Source organism: Mesorhizobium alhagi CCNWXJ12-2 (genome assembly GCF_000236565.1).
GTDB lineage: Bacteria > Pseudomonadota > Alphaproteobacteria > Rhizobiales > Rhizobiaceae > Allomesorhizobium > Allomesorhizobium alhagi.
Window position 1 is genome coordinate 1 of sequence record NZ_AHAM01000140.1, and the last position, 26,973, is coordinate 26,973.

Annotated in this window: 28 protein-coding genes and 1 other RNA gene; 15 read left to right on the forward strand and 14 right to left on the reverse strand. The window is 63.6% G+C overall.

All coding sequences use genetic code 11. The features are described from left to right. The coding region (gene serB, locus MAXJ12_RS16340; RefSeq protein ID WP_008837028.1) for a phosphoserine phosphatase SerB at positions 1-803 on the forward strand (803 nt) is incomplete at its 5' end. Then, on the forward strand, positions 800-1,372 hold the full coding sequence (locus tag MAXJ12_RS16345) for a GNAT family N-acetyltransferase (RefSeq protein WP_008837029.1): 573 nt from the start codon (positions 800-802) through the stop codon (positions 1,370-1,372). The genes serB and MAXJ12_RS16345, both read left to right, overlap by 4 nt. A 46-nt stretch (positions 1,373-1,418) precedes the next feature. Here MAXJ12_RS16345 and MAXJ12_RS16350 read toward each other — a convergent pair whose 3' ends face one another. The 6 genes from MAXJ12_RS16350 to MAXJ12_RS16375 all read right to left on the reverse strand — a co-directional run bounded on the left by MAXJ12_RS16350 (position 1,419) and on the right by MAXJ12_RS16375 (position 6,904). Continuing rightward, a complete protein-coding gene (locus MAXJ12_RS16350) occupies positions 1,419-3,014 on the reverse strand; it encodes a DegQ family serine endoprotease (protein WP_008837030.1) in 1,596 nt (531 codons plus the stop codon). A 115-nt stretch (positions 3,015-3,129) separates the two neighbouring features. Beyond that, positions 3,130-3,315: a DUF2065 domain-containing protein gene (locus MAXJ12_RS16355; protein WP_008837031.1), complete on the reverse strand. Its 186-nt coding sequence runs from the start codon at positions 3,313-3,315 to the stop codon at positions 3,130-3,132. Positions 3,316-3,321: 6 nt separating this feature from the next. Then, complete coding sequence (gene hflC / locus MAXJ12_RS16360) at positions 3,322-4,326, reverse strand: protease modulator HflC (protein ID WP_008837032.1); 1,005 nt, start codon at positions 4,324-4,326, stop codon at positions 3,322-3,324. Next, the gene (hflK, locus tag MAXJ12_RS16365) at positions 4,326-5,438 is read right to left on the reverse strand and encodes an FtsH protease activity modulator HflK (RefSeq protein WP_008837033.1); all 1,113 of its coding nucleotides are present in this window, start codon (positions 5,436-5,438) and stop codon (positions 4,326-4,328) included. Before hflK ends, hflC begins: the two co-directional genes overlap by 1 nt. Before the next feature lie 150 nt (positions 5,439-5,588). Then, positions 5,589-6,107 carry a dihydrofolate reductase gene (locus MAXJ12_RS16370; protein ID WP_040586518.1) on the reverse strand — a complete coding sequence of 173 codons (519 nt, stop codon included), beginning with the start codon at positions 6,105-6,107 and terminating at the stop codon, positions 5,589-5,591. 2 nt (positions 6,108-6,109) lie between these two features. Beyond that, a complete protein-coding gene (locus tag MAXJ12_RS16375; protein WP_008837035.1) occupies positions 6,110-6,904 on the reverse strand; it encodes a thymidylate synthase in 795 nt (264 codons plus the stop codon). Between the two features lie 85 nt (positions 6,905-6,989). Here MAXJ12_RS16375 and ssrA point away from each other — a divergent pair. Together ssrA and MAXJ12_RS16380 are read left to right on the forward strand one after the other, a co-directional pair. Further along, positions 6,990-7,345, forward strand: a transfer-messenger RNA (tmRNA) gene (gene ssrA / locus MAXJ12_RS35225). A 104-nt stretch (positions 7,346-7,449) separates the two neighbouring features. Then, positions 7,450-8,007, forward strand: a complete 558-nt coding sequence (locus MAXJ12_RS16380) for an AAA family ATPase (protein ID WP_008837036.1) — start codon at positions 7,450-7,452, stop codon at positions 8,005-8,007. A 49-nt stretch (positions 8,008-8,056) separates the two neighbouring features. Here MAXJ12_RS16380 and MAXJ12_RS16385 read toward each other — a convergent pair whose 3' ends face one another. After that, entirely contained in the window at positions 8,057-9,262 is a 1,206-nt protein-coding gene (locus MAXJ12_RS16385) for a multidrug effflux MFS transporter (RefSeq protein WP_008837037.1), read from the reverse strand. 169 nt (positions 9,263-9,431) lie between these two features. Between MAXJ12_RS16385 and MAXJ12_RS16390 the strand changes: the two genes are divergently transcribed. From MAXJ12_RS16390 to MAXJ12_RS16405, 4 genes are all read left to right on the forward strand, one after another. Next, the gene (locus tag MAXJ12_RS16390; RefSeq protein WP_008837038.1) at positions 9,432-10,121 is read left to right on the forward strand and encodes a TetR/AcrR family transcriptional regulator; all 690 of its coding nucleotides are present in this window, start codon (positions 9,432-9,434) and stop codon (positions 10,119-10,121) included. A gap of 128 nt (positions 10,122-10,249) precedes the next feature. Further along, positions 10,250-10,801, forward strand: a complete 552-nt coding sequence (locus MAXJ12_RS16395; RefSeq protein ID WP_008837039.1) for an SspB family protein — start codon at positions 10,250-10,252, stop codon at positions 10,799-10,801. Between the two features lie 2 nt (positions 10,802-10,803). Continuing rightward, the gene (locus MAXJ12_RS16400; RefSeq protein WP_008837040.1) at positions 10,804-11,001 is read left to right on the forward strand and encodes a DUF4169 family protein; all 198 of its coding nucleotides are present in this window, start codon (positions 10,804-10,806) and stop codon (positions 10,999-11,001) included. Then, complete coding sequence (locus MAXJ12_RS16405; RefSeq protein WP_008837041.1) at positions 10,998-11,234, forward strand: ribbon-helix-helix domain-containing protein; 237 nt, start codon at positions 10,998-11,000, stop codon at positions 11,232-11,234. Before MAXJ12_RS16400 ends, MAXJ12_RS16405 begins: the two co-directional genes overlap by 4 nt. Before the next feature lie 75 nt (positions 11,235-11,309). On the opposite strand, the gene MAXJ12_RS16410 is transcribed toward MAXJ12_RS16405, so the two are convergent. Together MAXJ12_RS16410 and MAXJ12_RS16415 are read right to left on the reverse strand one after the other, a co-directional pair. Further along, the gene (locus tag MAXJ12_RS16410) at positions 11,310-11,798 is read right to left on the reverse strand and encodes an Hsp20/alpha crystallin family protein (RefSeq protein ID WP_008837042.1); all 489 of its coding nucleotides are present in this window, start codon (positions 11,796-11,798) and stop codon (positions 11,310-11,312) included. Between the two features lie 139 nt (positions 11,799-11,937). Further along, a complete protein-coding gene (locus tag MAXJ12_RS16415; protein WP_040586523.1) occupies positions 11,938-15,816 on the reverse strand; it encodes an AsmA family protein in 3,879 nt (1,292 codons plus the stop codon). A gap of 433 nt (positions 15,817-16,249) precedes the next feature. Between MAXJ12_RS16415 and MAXJ12_RS16420 the strand changes: the two genes are divergently transcribed. From MAXJ12_RS16420 to MAXJ12_RS16430, 3 genes are all read left to right on the forward strand, one after another. After that, positions 16,250-16,759, forward strand: a complete 510-nt coding sequence (locus MAXJ12_RS16420) for a VOC family protein (RefSeq protein ID WP_008837044.1) — start codon at positions 16,250-16,252, stop codon at positions 16,757-16,759. Between the two features lie 324 nt (positions 16,760-17,083). Next, positions 17,084-17,716 (forward strand): DUF1326 domain-containing protein, encoded by a 633-nt coding sequence (locus tag MAXJ12_RS16425; RefSeq protein WP_008837045.1) that lies wholly within the window; start codon positions 17,084-17,086, stop codon positions 17,714-17,716. Between the two features lie 12 nt (positions 17,717-17,728). Continuing rightward, a complete protein-coding gene (locus tag MAXJ12_RS16430; protein ID WP_008837046.1) occupies positions 17,729-18,511 on the forward strand; it encodes a DUF2182 domain-containing protein in 783 nt (260 codons plus the stop codon). On the opposite strand, the gene MAXJ12_RS16435 is transcribed toward MAXJ12_RS16430, so the two are convergent. Further along, positions 18,508-19,029 (reverse strand): hypothetical protein, encoded by a 522-nt coding sequence (locus tag MAXJ12_RS16435; RefSeq protein ID WP_008837047.1) that lies wholly within the window; start codon positions 19,027-19,029, stop codon positions 18,508-18,510. The genes MAXJ12_RS16430 and MAXJ12_RS16435 overlap by 4 nt on opposite strands. 79 nt (positions 19,030-19,108) lie before the next feature. Next, the gene (locus tag MAXJ12_RS16440; RefSeq protein WP_008837048.1) at positions 19,109-20,524 is read right to left on the reverse strand and encodes an FAD-binding oxidoreductase; all 1,416 of its coding nucleotides are present in this window, start codon (positions 20,522-20,524) and stop codon (positions 19,109-19,111) included. Positions 20,525-20,626: 102 nt separating this feature from the next. Between MAXJ12_RS16440 and MAXJ12_RS16445 the strand changes: the two genes are divergently transcribed. Both MAXJ12_RS16445 and MAXJ12_RS16450 read left to right on the forward strand, forming a co-directional pair. After that, entirely contained in the window at positions 20,627-21,112 is a 486-nt protein-coding gene (locus MAXJ12_RS16445; RefSeq protein WP_008837049.1) for a thioesterase family protein, read from the forward strand. A gap of 150 nt (positions 21,113-21,262) precedes the next feature. After that, positions 21,263-21,460 (forward strand): hypothetical protein, encoded by a 198-nt coding sequence (locus tag MAXJ12_RS16450; protein WP_008837050.1) that lies wholly within the window; start codon positions 21,263-21,265, stop codon positions 21,458-21,460. A gap of 12 nt (positions 21,461-21,472) precedes the next feature. On the opposite strand, the gene MAXJ12_RS16455 is transcribed toward MAXJ12_RS16450, so the two are convergent. Next, entirely contained in the window at positions 21,473-21,988 is a 516-nt protein-coding gene (locus MAXJ12_RS16455) for a cupin domain-containing protein (RefSeq protein WP_008837051.1), read from the reverse strand. After that, positions 21,988-22,866 carry a dienelactone hydrolase family protein gene (locus MAXJ12_RS16460; protein ID WP_040586547.1) on the reverse strand — a complete coding sequence of 293 codons (879 nt, stop codon included), beginning with the start codon at positions 22,864-22,866 and terminating at the stop codon, positions 21,988-21,990. The genes MAXJ12_RS16455 and MAXJ12_RS16460 overlap by 1 nt, the downstream gene beginning before the upstream one ends. A gap of 185 nt (positions 22,867-23,051) precedes the next feature. Between MAXJ12_RS16460 and MAXJ12_RS16465 the strand changes: the two genes are divergently transcribed. Both MAXJ12_RS16465 and MAXJ12_RS16470 read left to right on the forward strand, forming a co-directional pair. Then, the gene (locus tag MAXJ12_RS16465; protein ID WP_008837053.1) at positions 23,052-23,705 is read left to right on the forward strand and encodes a L,D-transpeptidase; all 654 of its coding nucleotides are present in this window, start codon (positions 23,052-23,054) and stop codon (positions 23,703-23,705) included. A 7-nt stretch (positions 23,706-23,712) separates the two neighbouring features. Then, positions 23,713-24,225: an OmpA family protein gene (locus MAXJ12_RS16470; protein WP_008837054.1), complete on the forward strand. Its 513-nt coding sequence runs from the start codon at positions 23,713-23,715 to the stop codon at positions 24,223-24,225. A 260-nt stretch (positions 24,226-24,485) separates the two neighbouring features. Here MAXJ12_RS16470 and MAXJ12_RS34450 read toward each other — a convergent pair whose 3' ends face one another. Then, positions 24,486-26,924, reverse strand: coding sequence for a calcium-binding protein (locus MAXJ12_RS34450; RefSeq protein ID WP_008837055.1), 2,439 nt, complete (start codon positions 26,922-26,924; stop codon positions 24,486-24,488). Positions 26,925-26,973 lie beyond the last annotated feature (49 nt).

Genomic DNA, 26,973 nt, shown 5'->3' on the forward strand with positions numbered 1-26,973 from the left:
CGACCGCGGCCGACTGGCTGGCCGATGATGTCGCCTGCGACCTTGCTCTGCCCGCCGGCCTCGACGCCCCGGAAGCCCTCGCTGCTCTGCGCCAGGCAGTCGCCTCCGAGCCCGTCGATGTCGTTGTGCAGCAGCGCGACGGACGCGCCAAGAAAATTCTGATCGCCGACATGGATTCCACCATGATCGATCAGGAATGCATCGACGAGCTCGCCGACGAGATCGGCGTCAAGGAGCATGTCGCCGCCATCACCGCGCGCTCCATGAACGGTGAAATCGCCTTCGAGCCCGCATTGCGCGAGCGCGTGGCGCTACTGAAGGGGCTGGACGCCGAGGTCATCGACCGCATCATATCCGGCCGGCTGACGCTCGCCTCGGGCGGCCGCGAACTGGTCTCGACCATGCGAAAGCACGGCGCCTGGACCGCGCTTGTTTCGGGCGGCTTCGATGTGTTCACCTCGCGCATCGGCGACATGCTCGGCTTTCACGAAAACCGCGCCAATCGCCTCGTCGTCGAGGCTGGCGGGCTGCTCGCCGGGACGGTCGTAGAGCCCATTCTCGGCCGTGCCGCAAAGGCCCAGGCGCTGCTGGATATCTCCGCCCGGCTCGGTCTGACGCCGGCCGATGCGATTGCCGTCGGCGACGGCGCCAACGACCTCGACATGATCCGGCTCGCCGGTACGGGCGTCGCCTTGCATGCTAAACCTGCAGTTGCAGCCGAAGCCGGCTTCCGCATCGATCACGGCGATTTGACCGCGTTGCTCTACATCCAGGGATATCGTCGCTCGGAATTCGCAGCATGACACCGATCCGCACCGAACGCCTGATCCTGCGCAATTGGGAAGATCGCGACCGCGATCTGTTCTTCCGCATCAATTCCGATGATCGCGTGATGGAATTCTTTCCGTTCCGCCGCGACCGCGCTGAATCCGACACGTTTCTCGACCGCCTGCGCGACGGCATCGCCGAACGCGGCTACGGCTTTTCGGCCATCGAGATAGCGGCGACCGGCGAATGCATCGGTTTCTGCGGCCTGAAAGAGCCCGACCTCGATCCGGTGTTTCCGGCCGGCACGATCGAGATCGGTTGGCGGCTTGCGCCCGAATACTGGGGCAAGGGCTACGTAACCGAAGCCGCTCAGGCCTGGCTCGGCTTCGGCTTCGAGGCGCTTTCGCTGGATGAGATCGTCTCCTTCGCCGTCTGGAACAATTTTCGCTCGACCGCCGTCATGGAGCGTCTCGGCATGCGGCGCGACCCGGCAGGCGATTTCGATCACCCGAACGTTCCCGACACCCATCCACATCTCAGGCGCCATGTGCTTTACCGGCTGACGCGCGATGAGTGGAAGAAACAAAAAAGAGCGGCCCTGTAGCCGCTCCTTTCGTTGTCATTTCAGCCGCTTGCTACGACTTTCAGATTCAATCCATCCGGATCGTCACGAAGCGCAGCTCGCCGGTCTTCGAAGCCAGCATCAGAAGCGCGTTCTTGCGGCCCTGGTCCTTCAGCGCGGCGATGCGGTCCATCACAGCCTTGGGCGAGGAAACCGATTCCTGCGCGATTTCGGTGATAACCTCGCCGGCAAGAATGCCACGCTCGGCGGCGGCGGAATCGGGCGCCACCTCGGTGATCACGACACCCGAAACGTCCGCGGCGACGCCGAATTTGGTACGCGTTTCATCGTTCAATTCGCCGATGGTCATACCAAGCACGGTCGCCGAGGCGACAGCCTCGCCTCCTTCTTCTTCTTCGGGCTGGCCCTCGGCGTTTTCGGCGAGCTTCTCACCGTCCTCCAGCCTGCCGAGCGTGACCTTCACCGTCTGCTCAACGCCCTTGCGCACGATCACCACATCGACCGCCTTGCCGACCGGGCTTTCGGCCACCACGCGCGGCAGGTCGCGCATTTCGTCGACGTCCTTGCCGTCGAACTTGATGATAACGTCGCCGGGCAGAATGGTGCCGTCGTCGACCGGACCGCCTTTGATGATCCCAGCCACCAGCGCGCCCTTGGCAATCTTCATGTCGAGGGTTTCGGCGATGTCGTCGGTGACGGGCTGAATGCGCACGCCGAGCCAGCCGCGGCGCGTCTCGCCGAATTCGGTCAACTGGCCGATCACACCGACAGCCAATTCCGACGGGATCGAGAATCCGATGCCGATCGAGCCGCCCGACGGCGAGATGATGGCGGTGTTGATGCCGACCACCTCGCCCTGCATGTTGAACAGCGGCCCGCCGGAATTGCCGCGATTGATTGCGGCGTCGGTCTGGATGAAATCGTCATAGGGACCGGAATTGATGTTGCGATTGCGCGCCGAAATGATGCCGACCGTCACCGTGCCGCCGAGCCCGAACGGATTGCCGATCGCCATCACCCAGTCGCCGATGCGCATCTGGTTGGAATCGCCGAACTTGACCGCAGTCAGCTTCTTCAGCGACGGGTCGATCTTGAGAACGGCGAGGTCGGTCTTGGTGTCGGTGCCGACGAGCTCGGCCTGAAGCGTCGAACCGTCGGAGAAATTGACCTCGATCTGATCCGCGTCGGCAATCACGTGATTGTTGGTAATGACGATGCCCTTTTCGGCATCGACGACGAAGCCGGAGCCGAGCGACTGCACTCTTTGCGGGCCGACGCCGCCATTGCCGCCACGGTCATTGAAGAACTCGTCGAAAAAATCCTGGAACGGCGAGCCCTCCGGCAGGTCGGGCATCGGCACGGAGTTCGGGCCTTCCGCGCCCTTCACATTCTGTGAGGTGGAGATGTTCACGACGGCGCCGAGCAGCCCTTCGGCCAGATCGGCGACCGAAGCAGGACCCTGGCCCTGCCGCAACGGCTGCAACTGCGGTTGAGGTTGCGCCGGCGATTGCGCCGGCGGCGCTGCTTGTGTCTGCGGTTGCGGCTGCGTCTGCGCGAGGGCCGGCGCGATGAAGGACGGCGCAGCCACCGCGGCTGCAAGGGCGGCGGCGGTCGCCGTCGGCAATATCCTTCGCACCGCTGGCAGGATGATCTTGGTCGCCATGGATATGCCTCCGGTGTTTTTGGAATGACGTGCCGCCTGATCGCGGTTCACGCCATGTTCTGGAGAAATAAGGCGTGTTTGCGGCCTTGCCCACAGGCTTGGCCACAAACTTGCGTTACCCGCGCACCAGCCAGACGATGCCGACCCCGATGGCGATCGCAGCAAGGCCGGCAGCCCGCAGCGCGCTTTCCGGCGTCGACAGCACTTCCGACGCAAGCCGCTTGGCCAGCGTCGGAAATCCGCCATAGACCAAGCCTTCCACGACCAGCACCAGACCCAGCGCGGCCAAGAAATCGGCCATCGACGCTTACTGGCCGGCGTCCGGCTGCGTGGCGCCCGTGGTCGTTCCGTTGGGGGCTGGCGCCGCCTCGGGCGCGCTGGCCGCCGGACCCGCGTTAGGCGCCGTCCGCGGAGCGCCGCCCGATGAGGAAGCGGCACCGCTCGGGCTGCGGAAATACCGGAAGAACTCGGAATCCGGCGACAGCACCATCGTCGTGCCCGTTGGATCGAGCGCCGCGGCATAGGCGATCATCGAGCGGTAGAACTCGAAGAAGTCCGGATCGCGCTGGAAGGCGTCGGCGAAAATAGCATTGCGCTGGGCCTCGCCCTCGCCTCGCAGGATTTCCGACTCCTTGCGCGCCTCCGCGACCGTCTCGACCACTTCGCGATCGGCCCGCGCCCGAATACGCGCCGCCGCTTCCCGGCCGCGCGCTCGCAGCCTTTCAGCCTCGGCAAGGCGCTCGGCCTTCATACGGTCGTAGGTCTGCTGCGACACTTCGGCCGTAAGGTCGGTCCGGCGGATGCGGACATCCTCGATTTCCAGCCCGAGCGACGTCGCGTCGGGACGCAGCTGGTCGCGCACCTCGGTCATCATCGAGGCGCGCTCATCCGACAGCGCCGCTTCGAAGCCGCGCACGCCGTACACGCGGCGCAGCGCCGCGTCGAGACGGGTCCTGAGCCGCTGCTCGGCCAGTGGTATGCTGCCCGACACCGTCTGCCGGAACGTGCGCGGGTCGGCGATGCGGTAGGCTACGAACGCGTCCACCTCGTAGAATTTGCCGCCCGAGACCTGGACGCGGATATCGTCGAGGTCGAAGCGAAGCACGCGATCTTCGATAATCTGGACATTGTCGGCCTCGAACATGCCGAATGGCGCCTTGAAATAGATGCCCGGTTCGCTCTTCACGTCGACGATTTCGCCGAAGCGCAGCACGATGGCCTGCTCGCGCTCGTTGACCACGAATATCGACGAATAGACGAGCAGCAGGATGACGGCGAGGATGACGCCGATGATGGGGAGACGGTTGGCCATCAGTTGCTTACTCCTTCAGCCGCAGCCGCGGGGGCTGGAGCGCGCTTTTGCAGTTCCGGCAGTGGCAGATAGGGGATGACCCCCTGTCCGTTGCCGCCCTGCTCGACGATGACCTTGTTGGAATCCTTCAGCACCTTCTCCATGGTTTCGATGAACAGACGCTGCCGCGTAACGTCAGGCGCCTTGGCGTATTCGTCGTAGACCGAGATGAAGCGCTGCGCCTCACCCTGGGCTTCCTGCACCACCCGGTTCTTGTAGGCGGCCGCTTCTTCCCGGACACGTGCTGCCTCGCCGCGCGCCTGGCCGAGCTTCTGGTTGGAATACTGGTTCGATTCCTCGACGAAGCGGTCCTCGTCCTGCTCGGCGCGCTGCACCTCGTAGAACGCGTCCGCCCCTTCGCGCGGCGGCGCTGCGTCCTCGATCGAGATCGCATTGATCGTCAGCCCGGCGCCGTAAGCGTCGAGCGTACCCTGGATGATGTCGCGTACGGTGTCCGCAATTCCCTGGCGGTCATCGCGGAAGATGTCCTGCGCAGGCCGGCGTCCGACTGCCTCGCGCATGGCGCTTTCGCCGACCTGGCGCACCATTTCATCCGCATTGGAGACATTGAACAGATAAGCCTTGGGATCGGAGACCTGATAGGCGATCGAGAATTTGACGTCGACGATATTCTGGTCGCCCGACAGCATCAGCCCCGACGAGGTGCTGCCGCGGACTTCGCCAAGATCGACCAGCTTTTCCGCCGTGTTGGCGATCTCGACCGTTTCGATCGGCCACCAATGGAAATGCAGGCCCGGACCGGAGAGTTCTTCCTTGGGCTTGCCGAAGCGCAGTTCCACGGCCAGTTCGTCAGGCTGCACGGTATAGACCGACTGGAACACCCAGAACGCCAGCAGGGCGAGCGCGATCAGCCCGAACAGCGCCGGGCTTGCCGCGCCGCCTCCCGGCAGTGCGTTCTTCAGCCGGTCCTGGCCGCGGCGGATGATGTCTTCAAGATCGGGCGGAGATCCCTGCGGGCCGCTCGGCCGCGGGCCTTGACCCCACGGCCCCCCGCCATTGCCGCCGCCGCCCCATGGGCCGCCGCCGCCTCCGCTCTGATTGTTCCAGGGCATGAAAGTCCTTTCGGTTACGAAGTCTCGGCGCGTCAGCGTTCACTGGCGCGCGTGTTGCCTGACCTCTTCTATAAGGGTGCAAGAGCGCGCTTTCAACGCGACCGCTGCGCAGAGGGCCGATTTCGAGGAGGAAGCGGTCCTAACCCGCCCTCAATGCACGTTGCTGCGCCTCTCGTAAACCATATAGCGCGTTGCATGGCTGTCCTTCTCGCCCGCCGGCACATCAAATACCCGGATGGCCCGCCAGATTTTGCTGTCTATATCGGGAAATCGCGTATCTCCCTCAACGTCGGCCAGTACATGGGTCACATGCAGGCGGTCAGCCAGCGGCAGCGCCTGCCGGTAGATCTCGCCGCCGCCGATCACGCAGATTTCATCCGCCCCGGCCATGCAGCGGCCGCGCGCCCTGGCCAGCGCGATCGCCTCCTCGAGCGAACGCACCGTCTCGGCGCCTTCGGCGCGAAACGCCGGATCGCGCGAGACCACGATGTTCAGCCGCCCCGGCAAGGGCCGCCCGATTCCTTCCCAGGTCTTGCGGCCCATGATGATCGGCTTGCCCATCGTGTCGGCCTTGAAGCGCTTCAGATCGCTCGACAGCCTCCACGGCAATCCACCCTCGCGGCCGATCACGCCGTTTTCGGCAATGGCGACATAGATCGCGATGTCCATCATCACACCGCGATCGGCGCGCGGATGGTCGCGTCGGCGACGTAGTTTTCGAGTCGGAAATCCTCGAAGCGGAAGGCGAACAGATCCTTCACCTCCGGATTGATCCACATGGTTGGCAGCTGTTTCGGCGTGCGCCGAAGCTGTTCGCGCGCCTGCTCGAAATGGTTCGAGTAAAGATGCGCGTCGCCCAGCGTGTGGACGAAGTCGCCGGGTTTCAGCCCGACCACCTGCGCCACCATCAACGTCAGCAGCGCATAGGAAGCGATGTTGAACGGCACGCCGAGAAAGATGTCGGCGGAGCGCTGGTAGAGCTGGCACGAGAGCTTTCCGTCGGAGACGTAGAACTGGAAAAGACAGTGGCATGGCGGCAGCGCCATGGCGTCGACCTCGGCCGGGTTCCACGCCGAAACGATCAGCCGCCGAGAATGAGGATTCGTCCGCAACTGTTTCAGAAGATTGGTGATCTGATCGATCTCGCCGCCGTCCGCTGCCGGCCATGAGCGCCATTGCTTGCCGTAGACCGGGCCGAGATCGCCATTCTCGTCGGCCCATTCGTCCCAGATCGTCACGCCGTGATCGTTGAGGTATTTGATATTCGTGTCGCCGGCCAGGAACCACAGAAGCTCGTGGATGATCGACTTCAAATGCAGTTTCTTGGTCGTCGTGACGGGAAAGCCCTGCGCCAGATCGAAGCGCATCTGGTAGCCGAAGACCGAGCGCGTGCCGGTTCCGGTGCGGTCGCTGCGGTCGGAGCCGTTTTCAAGGACATGGTTTAACAGGTCGAGATATTGACGCATCGCTGCCGCTTCGATTCGAGGTTTGGGCGATCATAGCCGACGCCAAAACCGGCGCATATGGCATATCGCCGATTGACGCCATTGCGGCCTTTCATTTTCGCCCGCGACTTCCTATATTCATCGAGCCGGCTTGTCCGGCTATGGCGATAAACAGGCGATGAAATAAGCCGTTCGGACCCGGGGGCGGTACCCGGCGCCTCCACCAAAAACCGCTTTCGAGAGCGGTTTCTGATGGGGGCGAAATAGGATCGACGAAGGTGTAAAGATCGTGCTTTCGCCCGGCATTGTACCACCGTTATCGGGCTAACCTAGTAGTTGCAAACGACAACTATGCGGAAGCACGTCTCGCCGCTTAATGCGGTGCGATAGCTTCAAATCAAGTCCTAGGGGTTCGCACTTCTAGGCGGGGTTCGGAGGTACCTGGCAACAGAAACCTCCACTTTCCTTCCTCTCTCCCTCCCCAGTTCAGCTTTGCCGTGCGCTCGCGTCTCGCATGCTGTGAACGGGCGCCCGGCACCTTTCATTCAACAAAGGAGCCGACAGAAATGTCCGAGGATTACCAACGCTTTTTTATCCTCACCGGCGGTCCCGGAGCCGGTAAGAGCACATTGATCGATGCTTTGCGGGAACGAGGCTTCGCCGGTTCGGCTGAGGCGGGCCGCGGTGTCATCCAGCAACAAGTTGCGGTTTCCGGTCCGGCACTGCCGTGGAACGATCCGGCCCTCTTCGCCAACTTGATGCTCTCCTGGGAAATGCGCTCCTATGACATGGCCCGCCGGGAGACTGGCACGATTTTTTTCGATCGCGGCATTCCGGAGCTTCCCGGCTACTTCCGGCTGATAGGTCTTCCCGTGCCGCCTCACGTGAGCGCAGCCGCCGAGACCTTTCGCTACAACCGGCGCGTTTTCGCTCTCCCGCCTTGGCCGGAGATTTTCTCCCAGGATGCCGAGCGCAAGCAGGATTTCGCCGAGGCCATCCGCACCTTCGAGGCGGTTACTTCGGCCTACCGTGAGTCGGGCTACCAATTGGTCGAAGTTCCGCGCGCACCGGTCGAGGAGCGGGTCGAATTCGTCGTCGACGAAATCCGACGCTCCGAAAGATAATGAAAAGGCCGGGTTTCCCGGCCTTTTTTATTGCAGAGTCGAGGGAGATTTACTCCGCCGGCGCTTCCGCCACGTCGCGGCCACGGTCCAGCGTGAGCTGCGTCAGGCCGAAGGCGATCACCGCGCAGGCGGCGATGCCGATCACCATGGGCAGCGGCGTGCCGTCGAAGAAGAGGCCGGCAACCGCCATGGCGACTGCGCCGGTGGCGAAATGCAGCGTTCCCATCAGCGCCGAGGCCGTTCCCGCGATCTCGCCATGGTCGTCCATCGCCAGCACCGAGGTCGAGGGGATGACCAGGCCCAGGAAGCCGTAGCCGACAAAGAGCAGCGACGCCAACACGGCGAGTTGGTCCATGCCCGACGCCATCACCGCCAAAAGAACGACCATGACCGTGGCGTAGCCGGAAACGGCGACGCGCACCACGCGCCTCAACCCGTAGCGCTCCGAGAGCATGCCGGTCATCTGCGACATCGCGAAGAAGGCGACGGCATTGATCGAGAAGAACACGCTGTAGACCGAGGGCGACAGGCCGTAATGGTCGATCAGCACAAAGGATGAACTCGCCAGATAGACGAAGAAGCTCGATATGCCGAAGCCGCCGATGAAGGCCAGTCCAAGGAAGTTGCGGTCCCCCATCAGGAATTTGTAGCCGGCCAGCGCGCTGCCGAACGAACTGCCGACCCTATGGCCGGCCGGACGCGTCTCCTTCAGGCCGAAGGCCAGAAGCACGACCGCGATCAGCGCGGCGATGGTCACCGCCCAGAACACGGCGCGCCAGCCGAAACCCTCGATGATGAAGCTGCCGGTCAGCGGCGCGAGGATAGGCGAGATCGAGAACACCAGCATCAGCAGCGACATCAGCCGCGCAGCTTCCGTTCCGGTGTGCAGGTCGCGCACCACGGCGCGCGGCACCACCATGCCCGCGCAGGCGCCGAGACCCTGGATGAAGCGGAAGGCTATCAGCCATCCTATGTCGGGTGCCAGCGCCGAGCCGATGCTGCCGACCACGAACAGCGCCAGCCCGAAATAGAGCGGAGCCTTGCGCCCCACCATGTCGGAAATCGGCCCGACCACGATCTGGCCGAAACCCATGGAGAGGAAGAACACCAGAAGGCTCATCTGCACGGCGACGGTGCCGGCCGCCAGATCCTGGCCGATGGTCGGCAGCGCGGGCAGATACATGTCGATGGCGAAGGGGCCGATGGCTGACAACAGGCCGAGAATGACCGCTGTGCGGAGGAAATTCGTTGTCATGGCTTGATTCTCTTGGCTCTTGTGACCAGTTGAGCCGAGCGCCGGGGGCTGCTCTCGACCTCTCCCCCGCGGATCGGCCGGCTCCTCCAAACCATCCGCTCCGAATGAGGCTCTGTCCAGAAAATTAGACAGCCTTGTCTAATTTGTCAATCATGCTTATCTTCTTTTCATGCCAGCACCTGACATTACGGTCCTCGAACCAGCCGCCCAGCGCGGCCATATCGCCAAACGGGTTTCGATCCTCGACGCGGCCGCCAACGTGTTTTGCCGTGAGGGATACGGCGGCGCCAACATCGACATGATCGCAGCCGAAGCCGGCGTATCGCGACAGACCGTCTACAATCATCATGGCGACAAGACCAATCTGTTCGTCGCCGTTGTCCGCGAGATCACCGAGCGCACAAATGCCGGCGTCTTCGCCACCCTCGCCACCTTCCCGGACCAGCCGCGCGACCTCGAAGCCGACCTGATCGACTTCGCCATGCGCCTGAACCGGAACTGCGTCTGCAACCGCGACGGCAAGTTCCTGCGCAAGCTGATCCAGACCGAGGGCGAGCGCTATCCGGAACTGTTCGAGACCTGGCGCACGGACGGCCCGGGCAAGACCTGGGCAGCGCTTGCGGCCCGCTTCGCCCGTCTCGCCCATGCCGGCCTCCTTGAAATGGACGACCCGGATGTCGCCGCCCGTCAGTTCCTGGCGCTGATCAACGCCGACCTGCAAATGTCGTTCGTGCTGGGCATCACGCCCACGGAAGAGGAATTGCGCACTGCCGCCACCAACGCGGTGCGGACCTTCCTGCGCGCCTACGGCAAATCCGGCCGGCAGCCCGCCGAAAACGCCCCCTCCCCGCCTGCCTGACAGCCGCTTCGAACATATGCGGGCGCCTGCCGCGTTGGCAGGCCCGCACGGTTGTTCTATATCCGGTTTACGGCAGCGCGAAGCTTGATTAGAGGTAGGGCTGACGATTCACCGGAACCGCTTCCAATATGGCCGAGGACCACATCCGCTACGACATTCTTGCCCAGGAGGCGTTGCGCGGGGTCATGCGCAAGGTCCTGGCGGAAGTCGCGCGCACCGGCCTCCCCGGCAGCCATCATTTCTTCATCACCTTTCTGACCGGCGCGCCGGGCGTGCGCATCTCCAGCCGCCTGCGCGAGCGCTATCCGGAACAGATGACCATCGTCGTCCAGTTCCAGTATTGGGACCTGAAAGTCTCCGAAACCGGCTTCGAAATCGGCCTGTCCTTCTCAGACGTGCCGGAAAAGCTGGAAATACCCTTCTCGGCCGTCCGCGGCTTCTATGATCCCTCGGTCAATTTCGAGCTCGAATTCGACGTCAAATCCGAAGGTCCGGCGGTGATTGCCGATCAGACCCCGCCGCCGAAGCTCGAAGCCGCGCCCGCCCCGGCAGCCGGCGGCAAGAAGGCGGAGTCGAAGAAAAAGCCCGCCGAAGCCGCAAAAGACGCGGCGGCAGCCGCTGAAGCCGGTCCAGCCAAGGGCGCCGAAGTCGTTTCGCTCGACTCGTTCCGCAAGAAATAGCCATGGCCGAAATCGTGAATCTTCGGCAAGCGCGCAAGCAGAAGGCGCGTGCCGACAGAGAGCGCGTGGCCGAAGAGAATCGCTCGCTCCATGGGCGCAGCAAGGCTGAGAAGACCCGAGATGCCGAGGCTGCGAAGAGATCCCAAAGCTTTCTCGAAGGCCATCGCCGCGAACGCCCGGCCGGAGACGGCGAGGCGTGAGCCTGGTGCGCAAACGTTCGGTCTCGATCCGCGGCCACCGCACCAGCTACTCGCTCGAACAGCCCTTCTTCGATGAACTCGTCGCTATAGCAGCCGAGCGGCAAATCCCACTCGCAGCGCTGATCGCGGAGATCGATACGTCGCGCCCGCGCGACGCGAACCTGTCGTCAGCGCTTCGGCTGTTCGTGCTGGGCGAGGCGAAACGCAAATCGGCCCACGCGCCGGAAAAATGAGCACTCAGCCCCGCCGCCGCGATGGATTCGCGGCGGCTGTGGGGATGACTGCCCGGCCGAAGGCGCGAGCGTCTGTTACGACTTCACCTCGATGCGGCGCGTCTTGTCGCGGGCGGCAGGGTTCTTCGGCAATTCGACGGCCAGGATGCCATTCTTGAACTTCGCCTGAACCTTGTCGGCATCTACCTCTGTGTCCAGCGGGATGGAGCGCATGAACCGGCCGTAGCTGCGTTCGGCATAGGTCCGGCCGCCATTCTCTTCCTTGTGCTCCCGCCGCTTTTCGCCGCTGATGATCAGGGCGTTGTCACGCAGGGTGACTTCGACATCCTTCTGCTCCATCCCCGGCAGTTCGGCGGTCACCTTGTAGGCCTTTTCCGTCTCGTCGACATCAACGCTCGGCCATACGCCGCCATCCTGGCCGGCCGCCAGGGCCGGAGCTTCCATCGGCGTCAGGAAATCGTCGAACAGCCGATCGATCTGCTGTCGGAAAGAGGTGAATGGATCGCGCGCGAATGGAGCGATTCCGCGGGACCGCGTCCAAGGCGCAAGGTCACGGTTGGGCATGACTTTCCTCCTTGTTTCTTTGGATTTGGACGCGTCGCCGCCCTATTGGTCCGGCGACGCTATTTGAACGTTTCTGTTCAGGGGATGTTCCGCAAAATGCAGTGGGAAAAACGGCGTCCAAATGACGGACGATACGGAATTATTCCGGGTTCTGCAGCGATCTGATGAAGCTCTCGAACGCGTTCGGCCGGGGCCTGTTCGACTCGGGCGGAATTGTCGCGGCTGGGCCGTCGGCTCTCGGCTCCGCCAACGGCGTCCGCTCGATGTCGGCCGGCGGCGGCGCCTCGGCGTCGCGGCGGGCTTTTTCGTCCGCTGCCCGTCTTGCCTCTTGCTCCGCCTTTCTCCGCGCAGCCTCGTTGGCTGCCTCTTCTGCCGCGCGCCGCGCTTCTTCCTCGGCGCGCGCCTTGGCTTCGGCTTCGAGCCTGGCCTTTTCCTCGGCCTCGGCCTTCAGCCTCGCCTCTTCCTCGGCCCTAGCCGCCTCCGACAATGCACGCAGGCGTGCTTCCTCCGCCACCCGCGCCTGCTCGGCCGCGCGTTCGCGCTCCTCCTGCAGCGCCGCGTAGTACCGCACCTCGCGCCGCAGCCGCTGCTTTTCCAGAAGCTCTGCCTGCATCGCTTCCACGCGCGCCTGTTCGCGCTCCAGCGCCCTCTGCGTCAGGAACTGCGCCAGCGGCTCGCTGTCGAACACGCGCTCGGCCTCGCTCGGCCTGCCTTGCAGGCGAAACCGCAGCGACGGCTCGGACCCGGCGAGCGCCTCGTCGCCGGGCTTGTAGGCGATCGTCCCCTCAACCGCGACTTGCCGCGTGTTGAGGTCGGCGCGGACATCCGCCGTTACCGCCGCGTCCTGGTTTTCGAAGCTGACCGGCGGCGCCCGGAGTATCCCGCCGGCGACGGTGAAGGCGATCTCTGCCCCTTCCGCCGAAAAGCTGCCGTCCGCCGCGACCTCAGGCGCAAAACCTGCCGTCCGCGCCGCGTCTATGTCGCGGCCGATCGCGTCGGCCCTGGAGATGAGGATCGGGAACGCCTTGCTATTGAGGCCGGCGATGGTCAGGTCCTTGAGTGCGGCGGTGCCCGAACCCGACAGCGCCGCGACCATGCCGCCGACGGATTTGCCGCTGGCCGACAGCGTCGTCGAGAAATCACCTGCCCCCGAAAGCCCGGCGCCCGGCAGCGCCGTTTCAAGATCCGCGCCGGCGAGCGACAACTGCCCTGAAAACAGTCCCGTGCCGCCATTGTTCTTGAGTTCAAGCAGGCCGGCGAGATCGCCGCCGAACAGCTTCCCTTTGAGGTCCGATACCCGCATGCCTTCCGCATCGAGCCGGAAGGTCATCGTCGCATCATAGGCGCTGGCCGCCGCGCCCGCCGCAAGCGTTCCGGCGGAAATATCCATCTCGGCGGTGAAGGGCGCAGCCGACTTGGGCTGGAAGGGCACGGAGGGCCAACCGCCGCTCGCCTCTGGCGCCAGTGCGGTCTCGCCGAGCAGCATGGCCGCCGCCGGTTCGAGGTCGAGCGCATCGAGCGCCAGCGCGCCGGTCAGATGCGGCAGCCCCTCGCCGATCTCGGCGTTGACGTCGCCCGACACCGCATTTTCATTTACCGTGCCGTTGAGGCCGGCAAGCACCAGGAGACCATCGGCATAGTCGACGTCGCCCGCAAGCGAGACTGGCATGCCAAAGCCCATTCCGGGCAGCGAAACGCCACTGGTCATCAGCCATGGCTCCAGATCCGCGCTTTCCAGCTCGGCCTTCCCCTTCGTCGCCAATCCCTGATCGCCGAAGCTGGACGTACCCTTGAAACCGGCCTGAAAATCGTCTCCCGAAAGCGTGAATGCCGTTTCCATGCCGGCGGCCGGCTCGCCCTTGGTCGAAAGCGTCATTTCGCCCGGCCCTACCGCGCCGAGCGGAAGAGCCGGCAGGCCGGCGAGCCCCATCAGCGATGTCGCATCATCATTGCGCGCCGAAAGCGACAGCGACAGCTCGCCCTCGCCAACCGCTCCGGCCTTGGCCGAGCCCGACAGGGTCGCCGAGATCGCCGATCCGCCGGCGTCGCCCTGCACGCTCAGCGCCAGTCCCGTCGTGCCGTCGTCATTGGCCGCTGCGCTGGCGATCAGGTCGATGCGGGTATCGGCCAGCAAGCCCGGATAGGCCCCGGCCCGCTTGTCCAGCCCGGCGAGCAGCGGATTGCCGGGGTAGCGCGCCGCCGCCAGCGAAACCAGCGGCGCCAAATCGACCGCCACCACCGAGGCGTCGAGATTGCCGGTCGGATTTTCCGGAAAGCCTTTTATCGTTCCGGTTGCGCTGACCGACGCGCCGGCCAGCCCGCCGATCGCCAGCCGGTCGATCTCGAGCACGCCGCTCCGCAACCGGAGCGCAGTGTCGACGGTCTCCGCCGTCAGCCCGCCGGCGCTCACCGGCCCGGCCTTGATCTGGAAATCGAGGTCGCGGTCGGCGAACCGGTTTGTGCCCTGGTCGCTGACGAACAGCGATGCGAACGCCGTCAGTCCGTCGACATCAAGCGCCTCGCCGTCGAGCTCGAGCAAGACTGAAGGCCGCAGATCGGCTGGCTGGCGGCTGTCGATGGCCCCGTGGAAGACCGCATCGCCGAGCACCAGCTCCAACTCGCTGAAAAGCTGGCGCTGTTTCGTCATCTCCACTTCGGCCTTGAACCCAGCCGCAGGCAGCCGCCGGATCGCGTCGTCCACGTCCTTGGCCACCCATGCGGCGAAGCCCGAAGGCTGGTTGATGGCGAGCAGCAGCGATCCGTCGAAGCCGAATTCGCCTTCGGTGCGCAAAAGTCCGTCGGCTTCCAGCGTGGTGCGCCCGGGCAGCGTCGCGCCAAGCGATTCCAGCTTCCAGCCGCCCTCGGCCGGCTCGGCGGAAAGGCTCACATTGCGGATCGTCGTATCGCCCACCACGACAGCCGGCAAATCGACCTTGACGGCTCCCGGTATCGCCGGCCTTGGCAGGCCGGTCAGCGCCGCCTCCAGCGCAGCGATGCGCTGCGCCAGCGACAGTTTCGCGCCCTCCTCCGCCCCGACCGCCTCGTCGAAACGCACCTTCGCGCCGCTCGTCTCTGCCAGGAAGCGCGGCTCCGCTCCGATCTCCACGAAGGCGGTTCCGTCGGCCGTGTAGGGGTTGTCCAGCGGGCCGGTTTCGAAGCGGAATTCATCCAGGCTGAGCCGCTTGTGGTCGAAGGTGAACCGCCCGTTGATGCGGTATCCGGGGTTGCCCTCCAGCGCCTTCACCGGCTGACCGTCGCTGCCGTGAAGGCTCTCGGCCTCGCCTCTGCCGCCCGCTATCCTGAACGCTCCGGTATAGACCGCCGCGCCCTTTTCGAGACGGACATTGCCGTCCGTTTCAAGAGCAATTCCATAGGGTTGCGGCTCGGCCTTGATTCGAAGCCGCATCTGGCCGGCACCGTCCGGCACGCCGGTCGAGACGGCCAGCGCGGTCGGCATGCCGTCCATTCTCATCGTCCCGTTCGCCCGCCACGGCCCGGCAAACGACCGCGCCGATATCTCGGCGCTTATTTCCGACAGCACATGCGTCCGACCGCTCGCCGCGTGCCGCACCGTAACCTGGCCCTCGGTGACGGTCAGCCTTTCCAAAGATATCTGGCTCGCCCGGAACGGCGTCGACGGCCGCACCGTCCAGTCCACCGTCCCGTCGGCCGCTACATCGACCGTCGCTTTCGGCCGCACCATGCGCATGTCAAAGATCAGAACCTCGCCGCGCAGGAACGGCGCGAGTTCGGCGTCCATCGAAAATGTCTCGACGGTCATCGCCGGCTCGCCGGACCCGCCGCCTACCGAAACATCCGAAAACGTCACCGAGGGAAACGGCAGCAGCCGCGCGCTGGCGTCGCCCTCCACCGTCACCTTGCGGCCGAGAATGGCGCTCGCCTCGCGCTCGAAATCAGCGCGATAGGATGTCCAGTCGACGAGATACGGCCCGACCAGCGCCGCCGTCAGCGCCAGTACGATCAACCCGCCGATAATGACAAAAAGCCGCGCCAGAATCAGTTCCTCGCGATGGATTGGAAACGGGTTCGCACTCTACCGTCATCAGTCCTCGCATAAAGTGGCAATTTTGCCGAGATGTTCCCCGCAATGTATCGGCTTCGGCTTTCGAGCCGTTGCAGTCTCCACGACAATCCGACGAACGGCTCAATTGAGCCCATTTCTACCAATGCTGCAGCTTGCACGAATGTCTGGTTTGGTAACACCGGTCAAAAACGCCAAAAACAAACTGAGCTTTGCCAAGGGTTTGCGGCACAATAGAATCTAAGGACCTTAGCCAAAGCTACGGCCGCGACGAAACCGACCGGCTTTGGCTGGAGGGTTATGGCTGTCTCCGCGGCAAAGCCGTCCTAACGTGTTCAATTTCTGCCTTGACCTCAAGCTAACTTGAGAAATTACGATTGAATCTGATCTAGCCATCTCGGAGAAAAAAATGACGTTTGAAATCGAACCAATGGTTCCAGAGCTGTGGTGCTCTGACTTCGAAAAATCGTTGGAGTTCTATACAGAGTCCGTCGGCTTCAAAGTGGCGCAACGGCGCGGACAAGACCCCCACGCCTACCTATCGCTGAACGAGGCTCAGATCATGATCGCACATTGGACGCTGGATGGGAGTTGGGAGCCATGGCGTCCCGAAGCGCTGCAACAACCCTTTGGTCGGGGCATAAATTTTCAGTTCATGGTCGATGACATTCAATACGTATACGACAGGCTTCTCTCGAAAGGGGTTAAGCCTTTCCGTGACTTTTATACTTCCGAAATTTGGAAGACCGATTGCATGGATACACGGCGGCAGTTCATGGTTCTCGATCCTGACGGGTATCTTTTGAAGTTCTCACAGAGCGTCAGCACGCGCCCTGTCACTGAGGATGATCACAGAAGCCTAAATCGGTATTATGAACGAGTTCTCCATGAGACTTTCTTAGCTGTAGGTTCGTGTTGAACTGACGGTTGCTTGCTTTCGAAGACCGTCACCCATGCGCGTAGCTGACCTTCTCCTCAGTGAAGGATATGCCAAACTCAAGAGTTCGTGGCCATGCCAGATGGGACGGCTTTTAGCCGCCCCTCAGAAAGCGGCCATTGGAGCATTTGCGGCAAACGACCGCTTCGTCCGCTTTGCGGCCGTTCGTGTTAGCTGGGCGGACGCTCGCCGCCCGTAACCGAAAATTCAAACCCAAACACCATCAGAGCTCCCGGTCGATATTCATCAACGTTCTTTCGTGGTATCGTTCCGGGTCCGGTTTTCGATCGGTCAAGGGAGGAAATCATGGCATCCGCAGACTGGAGATTGGAAGGCGAGTGGCTCAAGAATTGTAATTGCGCGTTCGGCTGTCCCTGCGATTTCAACGCGAGGCCGACAAACGGCGAATGCGAAGGCCTGGTGGCCATGCGCATCACCAAAGGCCATTTCAACGACGTAAGCCTGGACGGGCTGCATTTCGCTGTCACCGTCCATTTTCCCGGCCCGCTTCACGAAGGCAATGGCGACGCCCAGCCGATCCTGGACGAGCGCGCAAGCCCCGAACAACGCGATGCTTTGGGTGCGATCCTGTCGGGCGAGAATTCGGCGGAAGGAACGCTCTTTCACATTTTCAGCCTCATTGTCACGAAGATGCATGACCCCGTGCTCGCACCGTTCGAGTTCAGCTTCGATAAGGATGGCCGCACCGCGCGGATGATTGTTCCCGGAGTTCTCGAAACCGAGGTTGAGCCGATCAAGAACCCGGTGACCGGAGAGCCGCACCGCGCGCAGGTGTTGATGCCCGAGGGCTTCGAGCACCGGATGGCGGAGATCGCCTCGTCCAACATACGCAGCATGGGCGCGATCAGGTTCCAGACCAGCGGCGGGCACAGTTCGTTGGCCCATGTGGTCCAGACGCCGCAAGGCGTCGCTGCCTGACCGGGCCCAACGATGCCGCTCCTGACGGCGCTGCACCGGCACGACCGGGCGCTTGTCGTCGCCATTGTCGCGGGCGTCGTGCTCGCCTCGTGGGCCTATCTGCTCCTGGGCGTCGAGATGCCCATGCCGGAAATGCCGGGCATGGATATGCCGATGGCGAAGCCGGTCTGGACTGCCGGCTACGCGGCGCTGATGCTTCTGATGTGGCTGGCGATGATGACGGCGATGATGCTGCCCAGCGCCGTGCCGATGCTGCTCTTCTACGATTCCATTGCGCGAAAGCGCAGCGCCGGGGCGAGTACGATCGGGCCGACCAGCCTGTTCGGGTTCGGCTATCTCGTTCTATGGGCCGCCTTCAGCATCGCAGCCGTCCTGCTTCAATACGGCTTCGACAGGGTCGCCCTGCTGTCGCCGATGATGCAAACGACGAGCACGGCCCTTGCCGGGATCATCCTGGTCGGCGCCGGCCTCTACCAATGGACGCCGCTCAAGCAGGCCTGCCTCCGCCAGTGCCGATCGCCGCTCGATTTCGTGATGACCAACTGGCGGAGCGGAAAAAGCGGCGCCTTCGCCATGGGGCTGCGTCACGGCCTCTACTGCCTCGGCTGCTGCTGGCTCCTGATGCTGCTCCTGTTCGTCGGCGGCGTCATGAATTTCGCCTGGATCGCCGGCATCGCGCTCTTCGTTCTGGTCGAAAAGCTAAGCCCCGCCGGCCACTGGATCGGCAAGGCCGCCGGGGCTGCGCTCATCCTGTGGGGCGGAGTGGTGCTGGCTGGGGTCGCTTCGGCGAGTTAGCGGGCGTCGCGCTTTGCCTGCGCAACCGCGGCGGCCTTGCGCTGCCGTCCGCGCTCCATCGGCCGGACCAGGTCCTTCCGCTTCACGCTCTCCACCGCGCGCATGCCCTGGTGCGCGTGGCGGGCGTTGAAATCGGGGCCGTTGCCGGCCTTCTTTTGTTTCAGAGCCAGCGTATTGCGCGACTTTTCGACGAGATCGAGCTTTGCGGCGAGGCGTCGCCTGCGCTCATGTTCGCCGTTCAGCCGCCGCATGCTCATGGCGAGCACTTCGAGCTTGGCTTGCGTGCCTTGGTCCTTGGTCGCCGCTTCAGTACCCTTCGGCACCACCTTGCCCCGCATTTCGCGGCGTTTCCTGTGCGCTTCCGCCTGCGCCCGGTCGCGCCGTTCGCGCACCGACTTGATCAGGCCGAGCAGGTCGGCATCCGGCAGGTCCTGCACCGCCGGATGGTGCGACTTCTGCACCAACTGCCATTCGTCTTTGTTCAGCGCCCGTTCTTCCTGCTTGCGCGACACCGCCATCTGTCTGTCCTCGCCTTAAACCGCTCACCGCATCGAAAGCTTCGGCTCAAGCCGCGGCCGGGTCAAGTGCGGCGGAAGGCTACCGCGCCGCCGGCAGTATCTTCCCCGGATTGAGAATATTCTGCGGGTCGAGCGCGGCCTTGATCGTGCGCATGATGTCGACGCCATGGCCGAGCTCGTGCTCAAGAAAGCCCATCTTGCCCTGGCCGATCCCGTGCTCGCCTGTGCAGGTGCCCTCCATGGCGATCGCCCGCATGGTCAGCCGCGACACGAATTTTTCGGCGAGCGCGATCTCCTTGGGGTCGTCGACATCCATCAGCACCAGCGTGTGGAAATTGCCGTCGCCGACATGGCCGACGATCGGCGCGACCAGACCCATTTCTGCGATATCCGCCTCGGTCTCGGCGATGCACTCGGCAAGCCGCGAGATCGGCACGCAGACGTCCGTCGACAGGCCCTTGGCGCCGGGCCGCAGCGTCAGCGACGCCCAGTAGGCGTCGTGCCTGGCTTTCCAAAGCTTCGTCCGCTCCTCCGCCACGCTTGTCCACAGGAACGGCCCGCCACCAAACTCTGCGGCGATTTCTCCGAACGTCTCGGCCTGTTCGGCGACCCCCGCATCGCTGCCGTGGAACTCCACGAACAGGCACGGGCTTTCGGGATAGTCGAGCTTCGAATAGTTCTTCAGCGCCCGCATCTGCAAGGCGTTGACCAGTTCGATCCGCGCCACCGGAATGCCCATCTGGATCGTCGCGATCACCGCATTGCAGGCAGCCTCCACGCTCGGGAACGGGCAGACGCCGCCCGAAATCGCCTGCGGTATGCCGTAGAGCTTCAGCGTCAGCGAAGTGATGATGCCCAGCGTGCCTTCCGAGCCGATCAGGAGCCGCGTCAGATCGTAGCCGGCCGAACTTTTCTTCGCCCGCCGCGCCGTCGTCACCATGCTCCCGTCGGCCATCACGGCCTTCAGCGCCAGCACATTCTCGCGCATCGTGCCGTATCGCACGGCGTTGGTGCCCGACGCCCGCGTCGCCGCCATGCCGCCGAGGCTGGCGTTTGCGCCGGGATCGATCGGGAAGAACAGGCCGGTGTCTCGCAGATAGGCGTTCAGATCCTCGCGCGTCACGCCGGGCTCCACCGTGCAGTCGAGGTCCTCTGCATTGACCGCAAGCACCCGGTTCATGCGCGACGTGTCGAGCGAGATGCCCCCGCCCGGCGCGTTGACATGGCCTTCCAGCGAAGAGCCCACGCCGAACGCGATCACCGGCACGCGGTGCTCGGCGCAGACCTTTACGATCTCCTGCACCTCCTCCGCCGATTCGGGAAACGCCACGCCGTCCGGCGCCTGCGCCGGGATATAAGTCGTGGTGTGCGCGTGCTGCCCGCGAATCGCCGCGCCGGTCTGGAACCGTTCGCCGAAGCGCTGCTTCAATATGCCCAGCGCAGCCTCGATGCCGGCTTCGTTGCGTTCAACTGTCCGCAGGTCGCTTAGCGCCATCAAATCCTCCGCGAATGGACCAGCGCTGGTCCTTGTCTCATGATTATGGTCCTAATCCGCCGACTGCCGCGCTTTGTCCAGCCAGAATATCGAGGATCACCAATGCCCATCCCCGCCCCATTCGTCTCCCGCATCATGGAACTCGAAAAGGACTGGATCGACTATAACGGCCATCTCAACATGGCCTATTACAACGTGCTTTTCGACCGCTGTTCCGACGACGCCTTCGAAATCATGGGGCTCGGCCCCAATTACGCCAAGGAGCGCCGGCTGACCATCTACACGGCCGAAGTCCACATCTGTTATGTCCAGGAACTGCATCTCGGCCACAATGTGACGGTCACCTTCCAACTCCTCGACCACGACGAGAAGCGGCTGCGCGCCTACCAGGAGATCCGCCATGTCGACGGCTGGCTGGCCGCCACCTCCGAGCAGCTCTCGCTGCATGTCGACATGGCCGGTCCCAAGGTCGCGCCGTTCCCGGCCGACATCATGGCCAAGGTCGAGGCGATGCGCGCCGCGCATGCCGCCCTGCCCATGCCCGAGCGCGCCGGCCGCTCGATCAGCATTCGCCGCAAGACCACCTGAGCCGGCCCGCCCCTGTCGCCGTTAACCTTAATCGATTTTCACTGTGAACAATAAACCTGTTCGATTGTTTGGCAGTCGCGACTCGTGAACAAAGGGGCCGAAGTGGAATGCAAGCAGCGGCTGGGGCAAGAGTCGGCTTGAGGACGGACTATGAGAATCGATATCGAAAAGGCGTCGGACAAACTCGCCGACGATCCCCGCCTGACCGATTACGATTTCTGGCGCACGCTGAAGAACCTCAACAACGAGATCTTCCACATCGCCAATAACAACGACCCGATCCCGCTCGACATGATCCGCTGGCGGGTGATCCTCAAGCAGGCGCGCATGAAGCGCGGCTACGGCTGAGGCCGCTACCCGTCAGTCCGTTGGCTGCCGCCAGATCTCGACCACCCCGTCGGCGCGGCCGGTGATTGGGTCGGTTTCCGGCAAGGCAAGACCCGCGATCGCCTGCGCCGCAAGCCCAATCTCGATGTCGCCCGGTTTGACGATGTCGCCTCGCTGGCCAGGCGGATAGCCGCCGGCCATCTGGAAATCGCTGGAACCGTCGAGCCGCTTGTGGCCCACGCCGGCGGGCACGATGCAGACGTCGCCGACGGAAACATCCGCAGCGATGCCGGCATCTCCGCCGAAGCCGATGCGCGCGTTTCCCGATACGCAGGCAAGCACTTCGTGGCCGAGCGTGTGGAAGTGCCAGAACGGGTACACCGTATAGACCCAGGTGCCGCTCCAGCCGTTCTTCTCGTAGAGCGCGCAGACGCTCCGGCCGTCACGCGCTTCACGCGGGGTGCGGTCCCGCCAGATCAGCAGCGGCAGCGGACTATTGGGAATGCCGTCCGCCGGCTCGAAAACATGCTTTTCCGGCGCGTCGGTCATCACGCTGCGAGCTTCTCCTTGAAGAACGCCACGGTCCGCCCCCAGGCGAGATCGGCCGCTTCCTTGTTGTAGCGCGCTTCCGACGTATCGTTGTTGAAGGCGTGCTGCGCGCCCTCGTACATATGGATCGTGAACTCCTTGCCGGCGGCCTCCAGCGCCGCCTTGTAGGCGTCGATCCCGGCATTGATGCGCTCATCCTGCCCGGCATAGTGCAGGAGCAGCGGCGCGTTGATCTTGGCCGCATCCTCCGGCTTGGCCTGCCGCCCGTAATAGGCGACAGCGGCGTCGAGTTCCGGCGCATTCACCGCCAAGTCGTTGACCGCGCCGCCGCCCCAGCAGAAGCCGACCGCGCCAACCTTGCCGTTGCCCGCTTCATGGCTGCCGAGAAACGCCACGGTCGCCACGCCATTGGCGACGGTCTGCGCGGCGTCGAGCTGCCCGATCATCTCGCGCGCCTTGTCCTCGTCCTCGGGCGTGCCGCCGAGCGGCGACAGAAAATCCGGCGCCAGCGCCACGAAACCTTCCAGCGCCATGCGCCGCGCCACGTCGCGTATATGCGCGTTCAAGCCGCGATTCTCGTGGATGACGATGACCGTTCCGAGCTTGCCGCCCGCCTCCGCCGGCTGGACGAGATAGCCTTTCATGTCGCCGCCCTCGCCCGGCCAGGTGATGTCCTCGGCCTTGAGCCGCGCATCGTCCTCGGCGACGATCGCCGCCTGAGCCGAATTCGCCGCCAGCATCGGCGCGATCACGGCGGCCGCCGCGCCCGAGCCGGCGAGCCTGGTCAGCTTCTCCATGAAACCGCGGCGGTCCAGCGTCAGATGGGTGTACTCGTCATAGGCGTCGATCATCGCCTGCGTGATGGCCGGTGTGGTCATGAAACTCTCCCGATGCTGCTTGCGCCCGCCAGGCAAAAACATAGCTCCCGGCGGCCATCGGTCCAGTAACGCCTCGGTGAGATCGGCCGGAATCGACGAGCGAAGCAACGCCGCATTTTCCACTTTGAGGCGAAGTAATTCTCAATTATGGTCCGCAGGCTTTTGGCACGGGGGGAATATTGCCGATGGTTTTTTCACGCAGGAATGTCGTGCTCGGCGCCCTGGCGCTGGTCGCCGCGGGTGCATCCGGCAATATCGCTGAGGCCGCCGCTGCAAAATCCTTTTTCGCCGGCACGGCCAGCGACAACAATTTCGTCTACCGCAAGACCAATTTCGCCAAGATCGACAAACGCTGGCATCGCCAGATCGTCAAATATTTCAGCAGCGAGCCGGTCGGCACGATCGTGGTCGATACGCGCCATCATTTTCTTTACGTGATCATGGAGAACAAGACTGCCATCCGCTACGGCGTCGGCGTCGGCAAGGAAGGCTTCAAATGGTACGGCCGCGCGACCATCGACCGCCGCGCCCTGTGGCCGCAATGGGTCCCGCCCCCCGAAATGCGCAAGCGCAGGCCCGACCTGCCGCACATGGTCGCCGGCGGCGCGCCCAACAACCCGCTCGGGCCGCGCGCGCTCTACCTCCACCGCAATGGCGCCGACACAGGCTACCGCCTGCACGGCACGCTTGAGCCGTGGAGCATCGGCACCGACGCCTCCAGCGGCTGCATCCGCATGTTCCCGGAGGACATCATCGACCTCTACCAGCGTTCGCCCATAGGAACGGCGGTGCAGGTCCTGCCGCACATTGCCGACCAGGCTTCAACCGCTGTCGAATGAACCGTCCATGAACCGCATGATTGAAAATACGCGCCGGCTGCTTGCTGCCGGCATGCTGGTGCTGGCCGCGTCCTGCTCGACCAGCAACACGCTGGCGCCCGCCACGCCCGACGTCACCAACACCGAGGTCGCCGGCTTCCAGAACGTGCAGTCGGGTAGCGAGGAGGATTTTATCCTCAATGTCGGCCGCCGCACCTATTTCACGCAAGGCTCGGCGGCGCTCGATTCCGTCGCCAGGGCAACCCTCGACACGCAAATTGCATGGCTCACGAAACATCCGCGCTGGCTGCTCAAGCTGCAAGGTTTCGCCGACGATCCCGGCTCCAGCGAAACGGCGCTGTCGCAGCAGCGCGCCGACGCGGTGATGAACTACCTCGCCGCCGGCGGCATCGGCCGCAATCGCATGTGGGCCAAGGGCTACGGCAAGGACCGCCTCGTCCGCAACTGCCCCGACACCGCCTGCCGCTCGCAAAACCGCCGCGTGGTGTCGAATTTGCGGGATGAGAGGGACGAGTTATAAGGGTGACCCCTATCGTTCCCGCAAAATGGGACATGGGTTGAGATTCGGCTTTTGACTTTCTTACGGTTGACCCCTGTAGCGTCAGCCCGCACCGCCTCGGAATTTCGCGCGGACTGAGCTCATATCGGGACGGTACTAGGTAACCCGCCGTCCCTTCACGGGACGGCGGGGCTTTTTGCGTTTCAGCGACTGGCAGGATGATGAATCTGCAAATGTAGCCGGGAGAACTCGACGAAGCGGGCTCTTCCGGGGGAACGGACTCAGACGATGAAGTCGGTGCCCGCCATGAAGTTGGTGCCGGCGACCAGGATCTGCATGTCGGCGGTCGAATCGCCGTTCACATCGGCGTCGATGATCACGGTGCCGTTGTAGTTCGAGTAACGAAGCTGGCCGGCGACGCCGGAAAATGCCGCGCTGCCGATAAACGAAAAGGCCTGGTTGCCGCCGGCGAGCGTGTTGGCGTCGATTGTCGAGAGATCGATCAGATCGAAGCCGTGGCTGAAGCCGCCGACGATCGAGTCGCGCAGCGCCGGTCCGGCCGGGCTGTGGGAAACCAGGTCGAAATCGAACCGATCGTTTCCAGTGCCGCCGTTGAGGATGTCGCTGCCTGCACCGCCGATCAGCGTGTCATTGCCGGCGCCACCGTTCAGCGTGTCATTGCCAGCCCCGCCGGTGATGTAGTCGTTGCCGTTATCTCCGCTGAGTATGTTGGCGCCCGAATTGCCGACCAGGGTGTTGTCGAGCGTATTGCCGGTGCCGTTCAGATCGCCTGCGCCCAGCAGTTCCAGCCGCTCGACATTGTTGGCCAGTGTCCGGTCAATGTAGGAGCGAACCGTATCCGTCCCCTGGCCGGCATTCTCGATCGTGTTGTCTCCCGCGGCCGCGACGACGAATATGTCATCGCCTCCGCCGCCCACCATATAGTCGTTTCCCGCGCCGCCATTGAGCAAATTGTTGCCGGCATTGCCGACCAGCGTGTTGTTCAGCGCATTGCCGGTGCCGCTAAGGTTGCCTGAGCCCTGCAACTCCAGCCGCTCGACATTGGCGGCCAGCCCCCAGTCGATATACGAACGGACCGTGTCCGTTCCCTGGCCGGCGTTCTCGATCGTGCTGTCGCCGGCTGCGGCGACCACGAAGATGTCATCCCCGCCGCCGCCCACCATGTAGTCGTTGCCGGCGCCGCCATTGAGCAGGTTGTTGCCGGCATTGCCGACCAGCGTATTGTTCAGCGCGTTGCCAGTGCCATTCAGATCGCCCGAGCCCTGCAACTCCAGCCGCTCGACATTGGCGGCTAGCGTCCAGTCGATGTAGGAGCGCACCGTGTCGGTGCCCTGGCCGGCAAACTCGAACGTGACATCGCCGGTTGCAGCCACGATGTAGATGTCGTCGCCAAGTCCGCCGGACATTGTGTCGGCACCAGCGCCCCCGTTCAGCGTATCGTTGCCGCCGGCTCCATACATGATATCGCGCAGATCATCGCCAGTCAGCGTCTCGTTCGTTGCATCGCCTGTCGTGGTGCGGATGAACTGGGTACCCTGCGCGGCCACGTGGGTGCCGGAAGCGTCCGCGCCAGCGGCCTCGCTATCGTTCCATGCCGCGAAGAAACGGCCTCCGCCCATGCCCGCCACACTCGAAGCAGTCTGCACCCCAGTCGTAACCTCCAGGTTGAACTCCTCACCTATCTCGTTGCCTGAGAAGTCGAACACCTGGGCGAACACATCGCTGTTTCCGTTGCGGTCCGACGTGTAGCTCACCAGCAGGTAATTGCTGGAGATCACAGCGATATCGCAGTGGGAGATCAGATCGGTACCAAAATCGATCGTGCGGGTGTCTGTTTCATTGCCCGAGGCATCAAAGAATCCAACTTCGAGCTCGGTGTTCGTCGCTGCGCCGTTGTATTGGTCAATATAGGCAAGGGCGAAGCCGCCATTCGGGAGTGCGGCAAGCGCCGGATCATACTGGTTGTCGGGCTGGAAAACGGCCGTGATCTCCGCGCTAACCGCGTTGCCTATGGAATCATAAACCCGGGAAATGACGTTGAGGTCGCCACCGCCGACATCTTCGGTCCAGGTGACGACGAAGTTGCCGCCGGTCAGGCCGACCACCGCAGGCTGCGACACTGACAATGCTGACCCGGCGCCGCCCGCGATTACCGGGCCGGCTCGTAAGGAGCCGTCATTGTTGTAGATCACGAATTCGGCGTTGGTATTCGTTCCGGAGCCGGCGAACTCATCGGTGTATGCCACCACGAAACCCCCGCCTGCAAGCGCGGCGACCACCGGGTCGGTCTGATTGTCGGTGGCTTGGCCCTCCGCTTGCGTAACGATGTTCTGCGTATCGACTATGGCGCCCGACGGGTCGAAGATATGGAACTCCACGTCGTCTTCCGGGCCGCCGTCGTCATCCTCGTTGACGACCACCACATTGCCGTTCGAGAGAACCGCGACGGCTGAATCATCCTCGATGTCTGAACCTCCACCAGCCGACACCAGCCTGTCGCCTACGTCGAGCGCATTGCCGTTCGAGTCAAAGCGCCGGAACACCACATCCTGGAATGCCAGGTCGCCGGTCTCGAAGGTAAAGAACAGATCACCGTTTTCCAGGACCGCAACATCGGGCCGGAACTGGTAGCCGTCTGTCGTGCTGTTGACGACGAACTCGGGAACGAAATTATTGAAGGAGTAGGTGATGGTCGCCATGAAAATTGCTCCTGAACAAATGATTGTGCGCACTGGGCCACGGCTACTG

Coding starts and splice junctions, on each gene's coding strand:
- MAXJ12_RS16345 (WP_008837029.1), top strand. CDS start 800: ATGACACCGATCCGCACCGAACGCCTGATCCTGCGCAATTGGGAAGAT.
- MAXJ12_RS16350 (WP_008837030.1), bottom strand. CDS start 3,014: ATGGCGACCAAGATCATCCTGCCAGCGGTGCGAAGGATATTGCCGACG.
- MAXJ12_RS16355 (WP_008837031.1), bottom strand. CDS start 3,315: ATGGCCGATTTCTTGGCCGCGCTGGGTCTGGTGCTGGTCGTGGAAGGC.
- hflC (WP_008837032.1), bottom strand. CDS start 4,326: ATGGCCAACCGTCTCCCCATCATCGGCGTCATCCTCGCCGTCATCCTG.
- hflK (WP_008837033.1), bottom strand. CDS start 5,438: ATGCCCTGGAACAATCAGAGCGGAGGCGGCGGCGGCCCATGGGGCGGC.
- MAXJ12_RS16370 (WP_040586518.1), bottom strand. CDS start 6,107: ATGGACATCGCGATCTATGTCGCCATTGCCGAAAACGGCGTGATCGGC.
- MAXJ12_RS16375 (WP_008837035.1), bottom strand. CDS start 6,904: ATGCGTCAATATCTCGACCTGTTAAACCATGTCCTTGAAAACGGCTCC.
- MAXJ12_RS16380 (WP_008837036.1), top strand. CDS start 7,450: ATGTCCGAGGATTACCAACGCTTTTTTATCCTCACCGGCGGTCCCGGA.
- MAXJ12_RS16385 (WP_008837037.1), bottom strand. CDS start 9,262: ATGACAACGAATTTCCTCCGCACAGCGGTCATTCTCGGCCTGTTGTCA.
- MAXJ12_RS16390 (WP_008837038.1), top strand. CDS start 9,432: ATGCCAGCACCTGACATTACGGTCCTCGAACCAGCCGCCCAGCGCGGC.
- MAXJ12_RS16395 (WP_008837039.1), top strand. CDS start 10,250: ATGGCCGAGGACCACATCCGCTACGACATTCTTGCCCAGGAGGCGTTG.
- MAXJ12_RS16400 (WP_008837040.1), top strand. CDS start 10,804: ATGGCCGAAATCGTGAATCTTCGGCAAGCGCGCAAGCAGAAGGCGCGT.
- MAXJ12_RS16410 (WP_008837042.1), bottom strand. CDS start 11,798: ATGCCCAACCGTGACCTTGCGCCTTGGACGCGGTCCCGCGGAATCGCT.
- MAXJ12_RS16420 (WP_008837044.1), top strand. CDS start 16,250: ATGACGTTTGAAATCGAACCAATGGTTCCAGAGCTGTGGTGCTCTGAC.
- MAXJ12_RS16425 (WP_008837045.1), top strand. CDS start 17,084: ATGGCATCCGCAGACTGGAGATTGGAAGGCGAGTGGCTCAAGAATTGT.
- MAXJ12_RS16430 (WP_008837046.1), top strand. CDS start 17,729: ATGCCGCTCCTGACGGCGCTGCACCGGCACGACCGGGCGCTTGTCGTC.
- MAXJ12_RS16435 (WP_008837047.1), bottom strand. CDS start 19,029: ATGGCGGTGTCGCGCAAGCAGGAAGAACGGGCGCTGAACAAAGACGAA.
- MAXJ12_RS16440 (WP_008837048.1), bottom strand. CDS start 20,524: ATGGCGCTAAGCGACCTGCGGACAGTTGAACGCAACGAAGCCGGCATC.
- MAXJ12_RS16445 (WP_008837049.1), top strand. CDS start 20,627: ATGCCCATCCCCGCCCCATTCGTCTCCCGCATCATGGAACTCGAAAAG.
- MAXJ12_RS16450 (WP_008837050.1), top strand. CDS start 21,263: ATGAGAATCGATATCGAAAAGGCGTCGGACAAACTCGCCGACGATCCC.
- MAXJ12_RS16455 (WP_008837051.1), bottom strand. CDS start 21,988: ATGACCGACGCGCCGGAAAAGCATGTTTTCGAGCCGGCGGACGGCATT.
- MAXJ12_RS16460 (WP_040586547.1), bottom strand. CDS start 22,866: ATGACCACACCGGCCATCACGCAGGCGATGATCGACGCCTATGACGAG.
- MAXJ12_RS16465 (WP_008837053.1), top strand. CDS start 23,052: ATGGTTTTTTCACGCAGGAATGTCGTGCTCGGCGCCCTGGCGCTGGTC.
- MAXJ12_RS16470 (WP_008837054.1), top strand. CDS start 23,713: ATGAACCGCATGATTGAAAATACGCGCCGGCTGCTTGCTGCCGGCATG.
- MAXJ12_RS34450 (WP_008837055.1), bottom strand. CDS start 26,924: ATGGCGACCATCACCTACTCCTTCAATAATTTCGTTCCCGAGTTCGTC.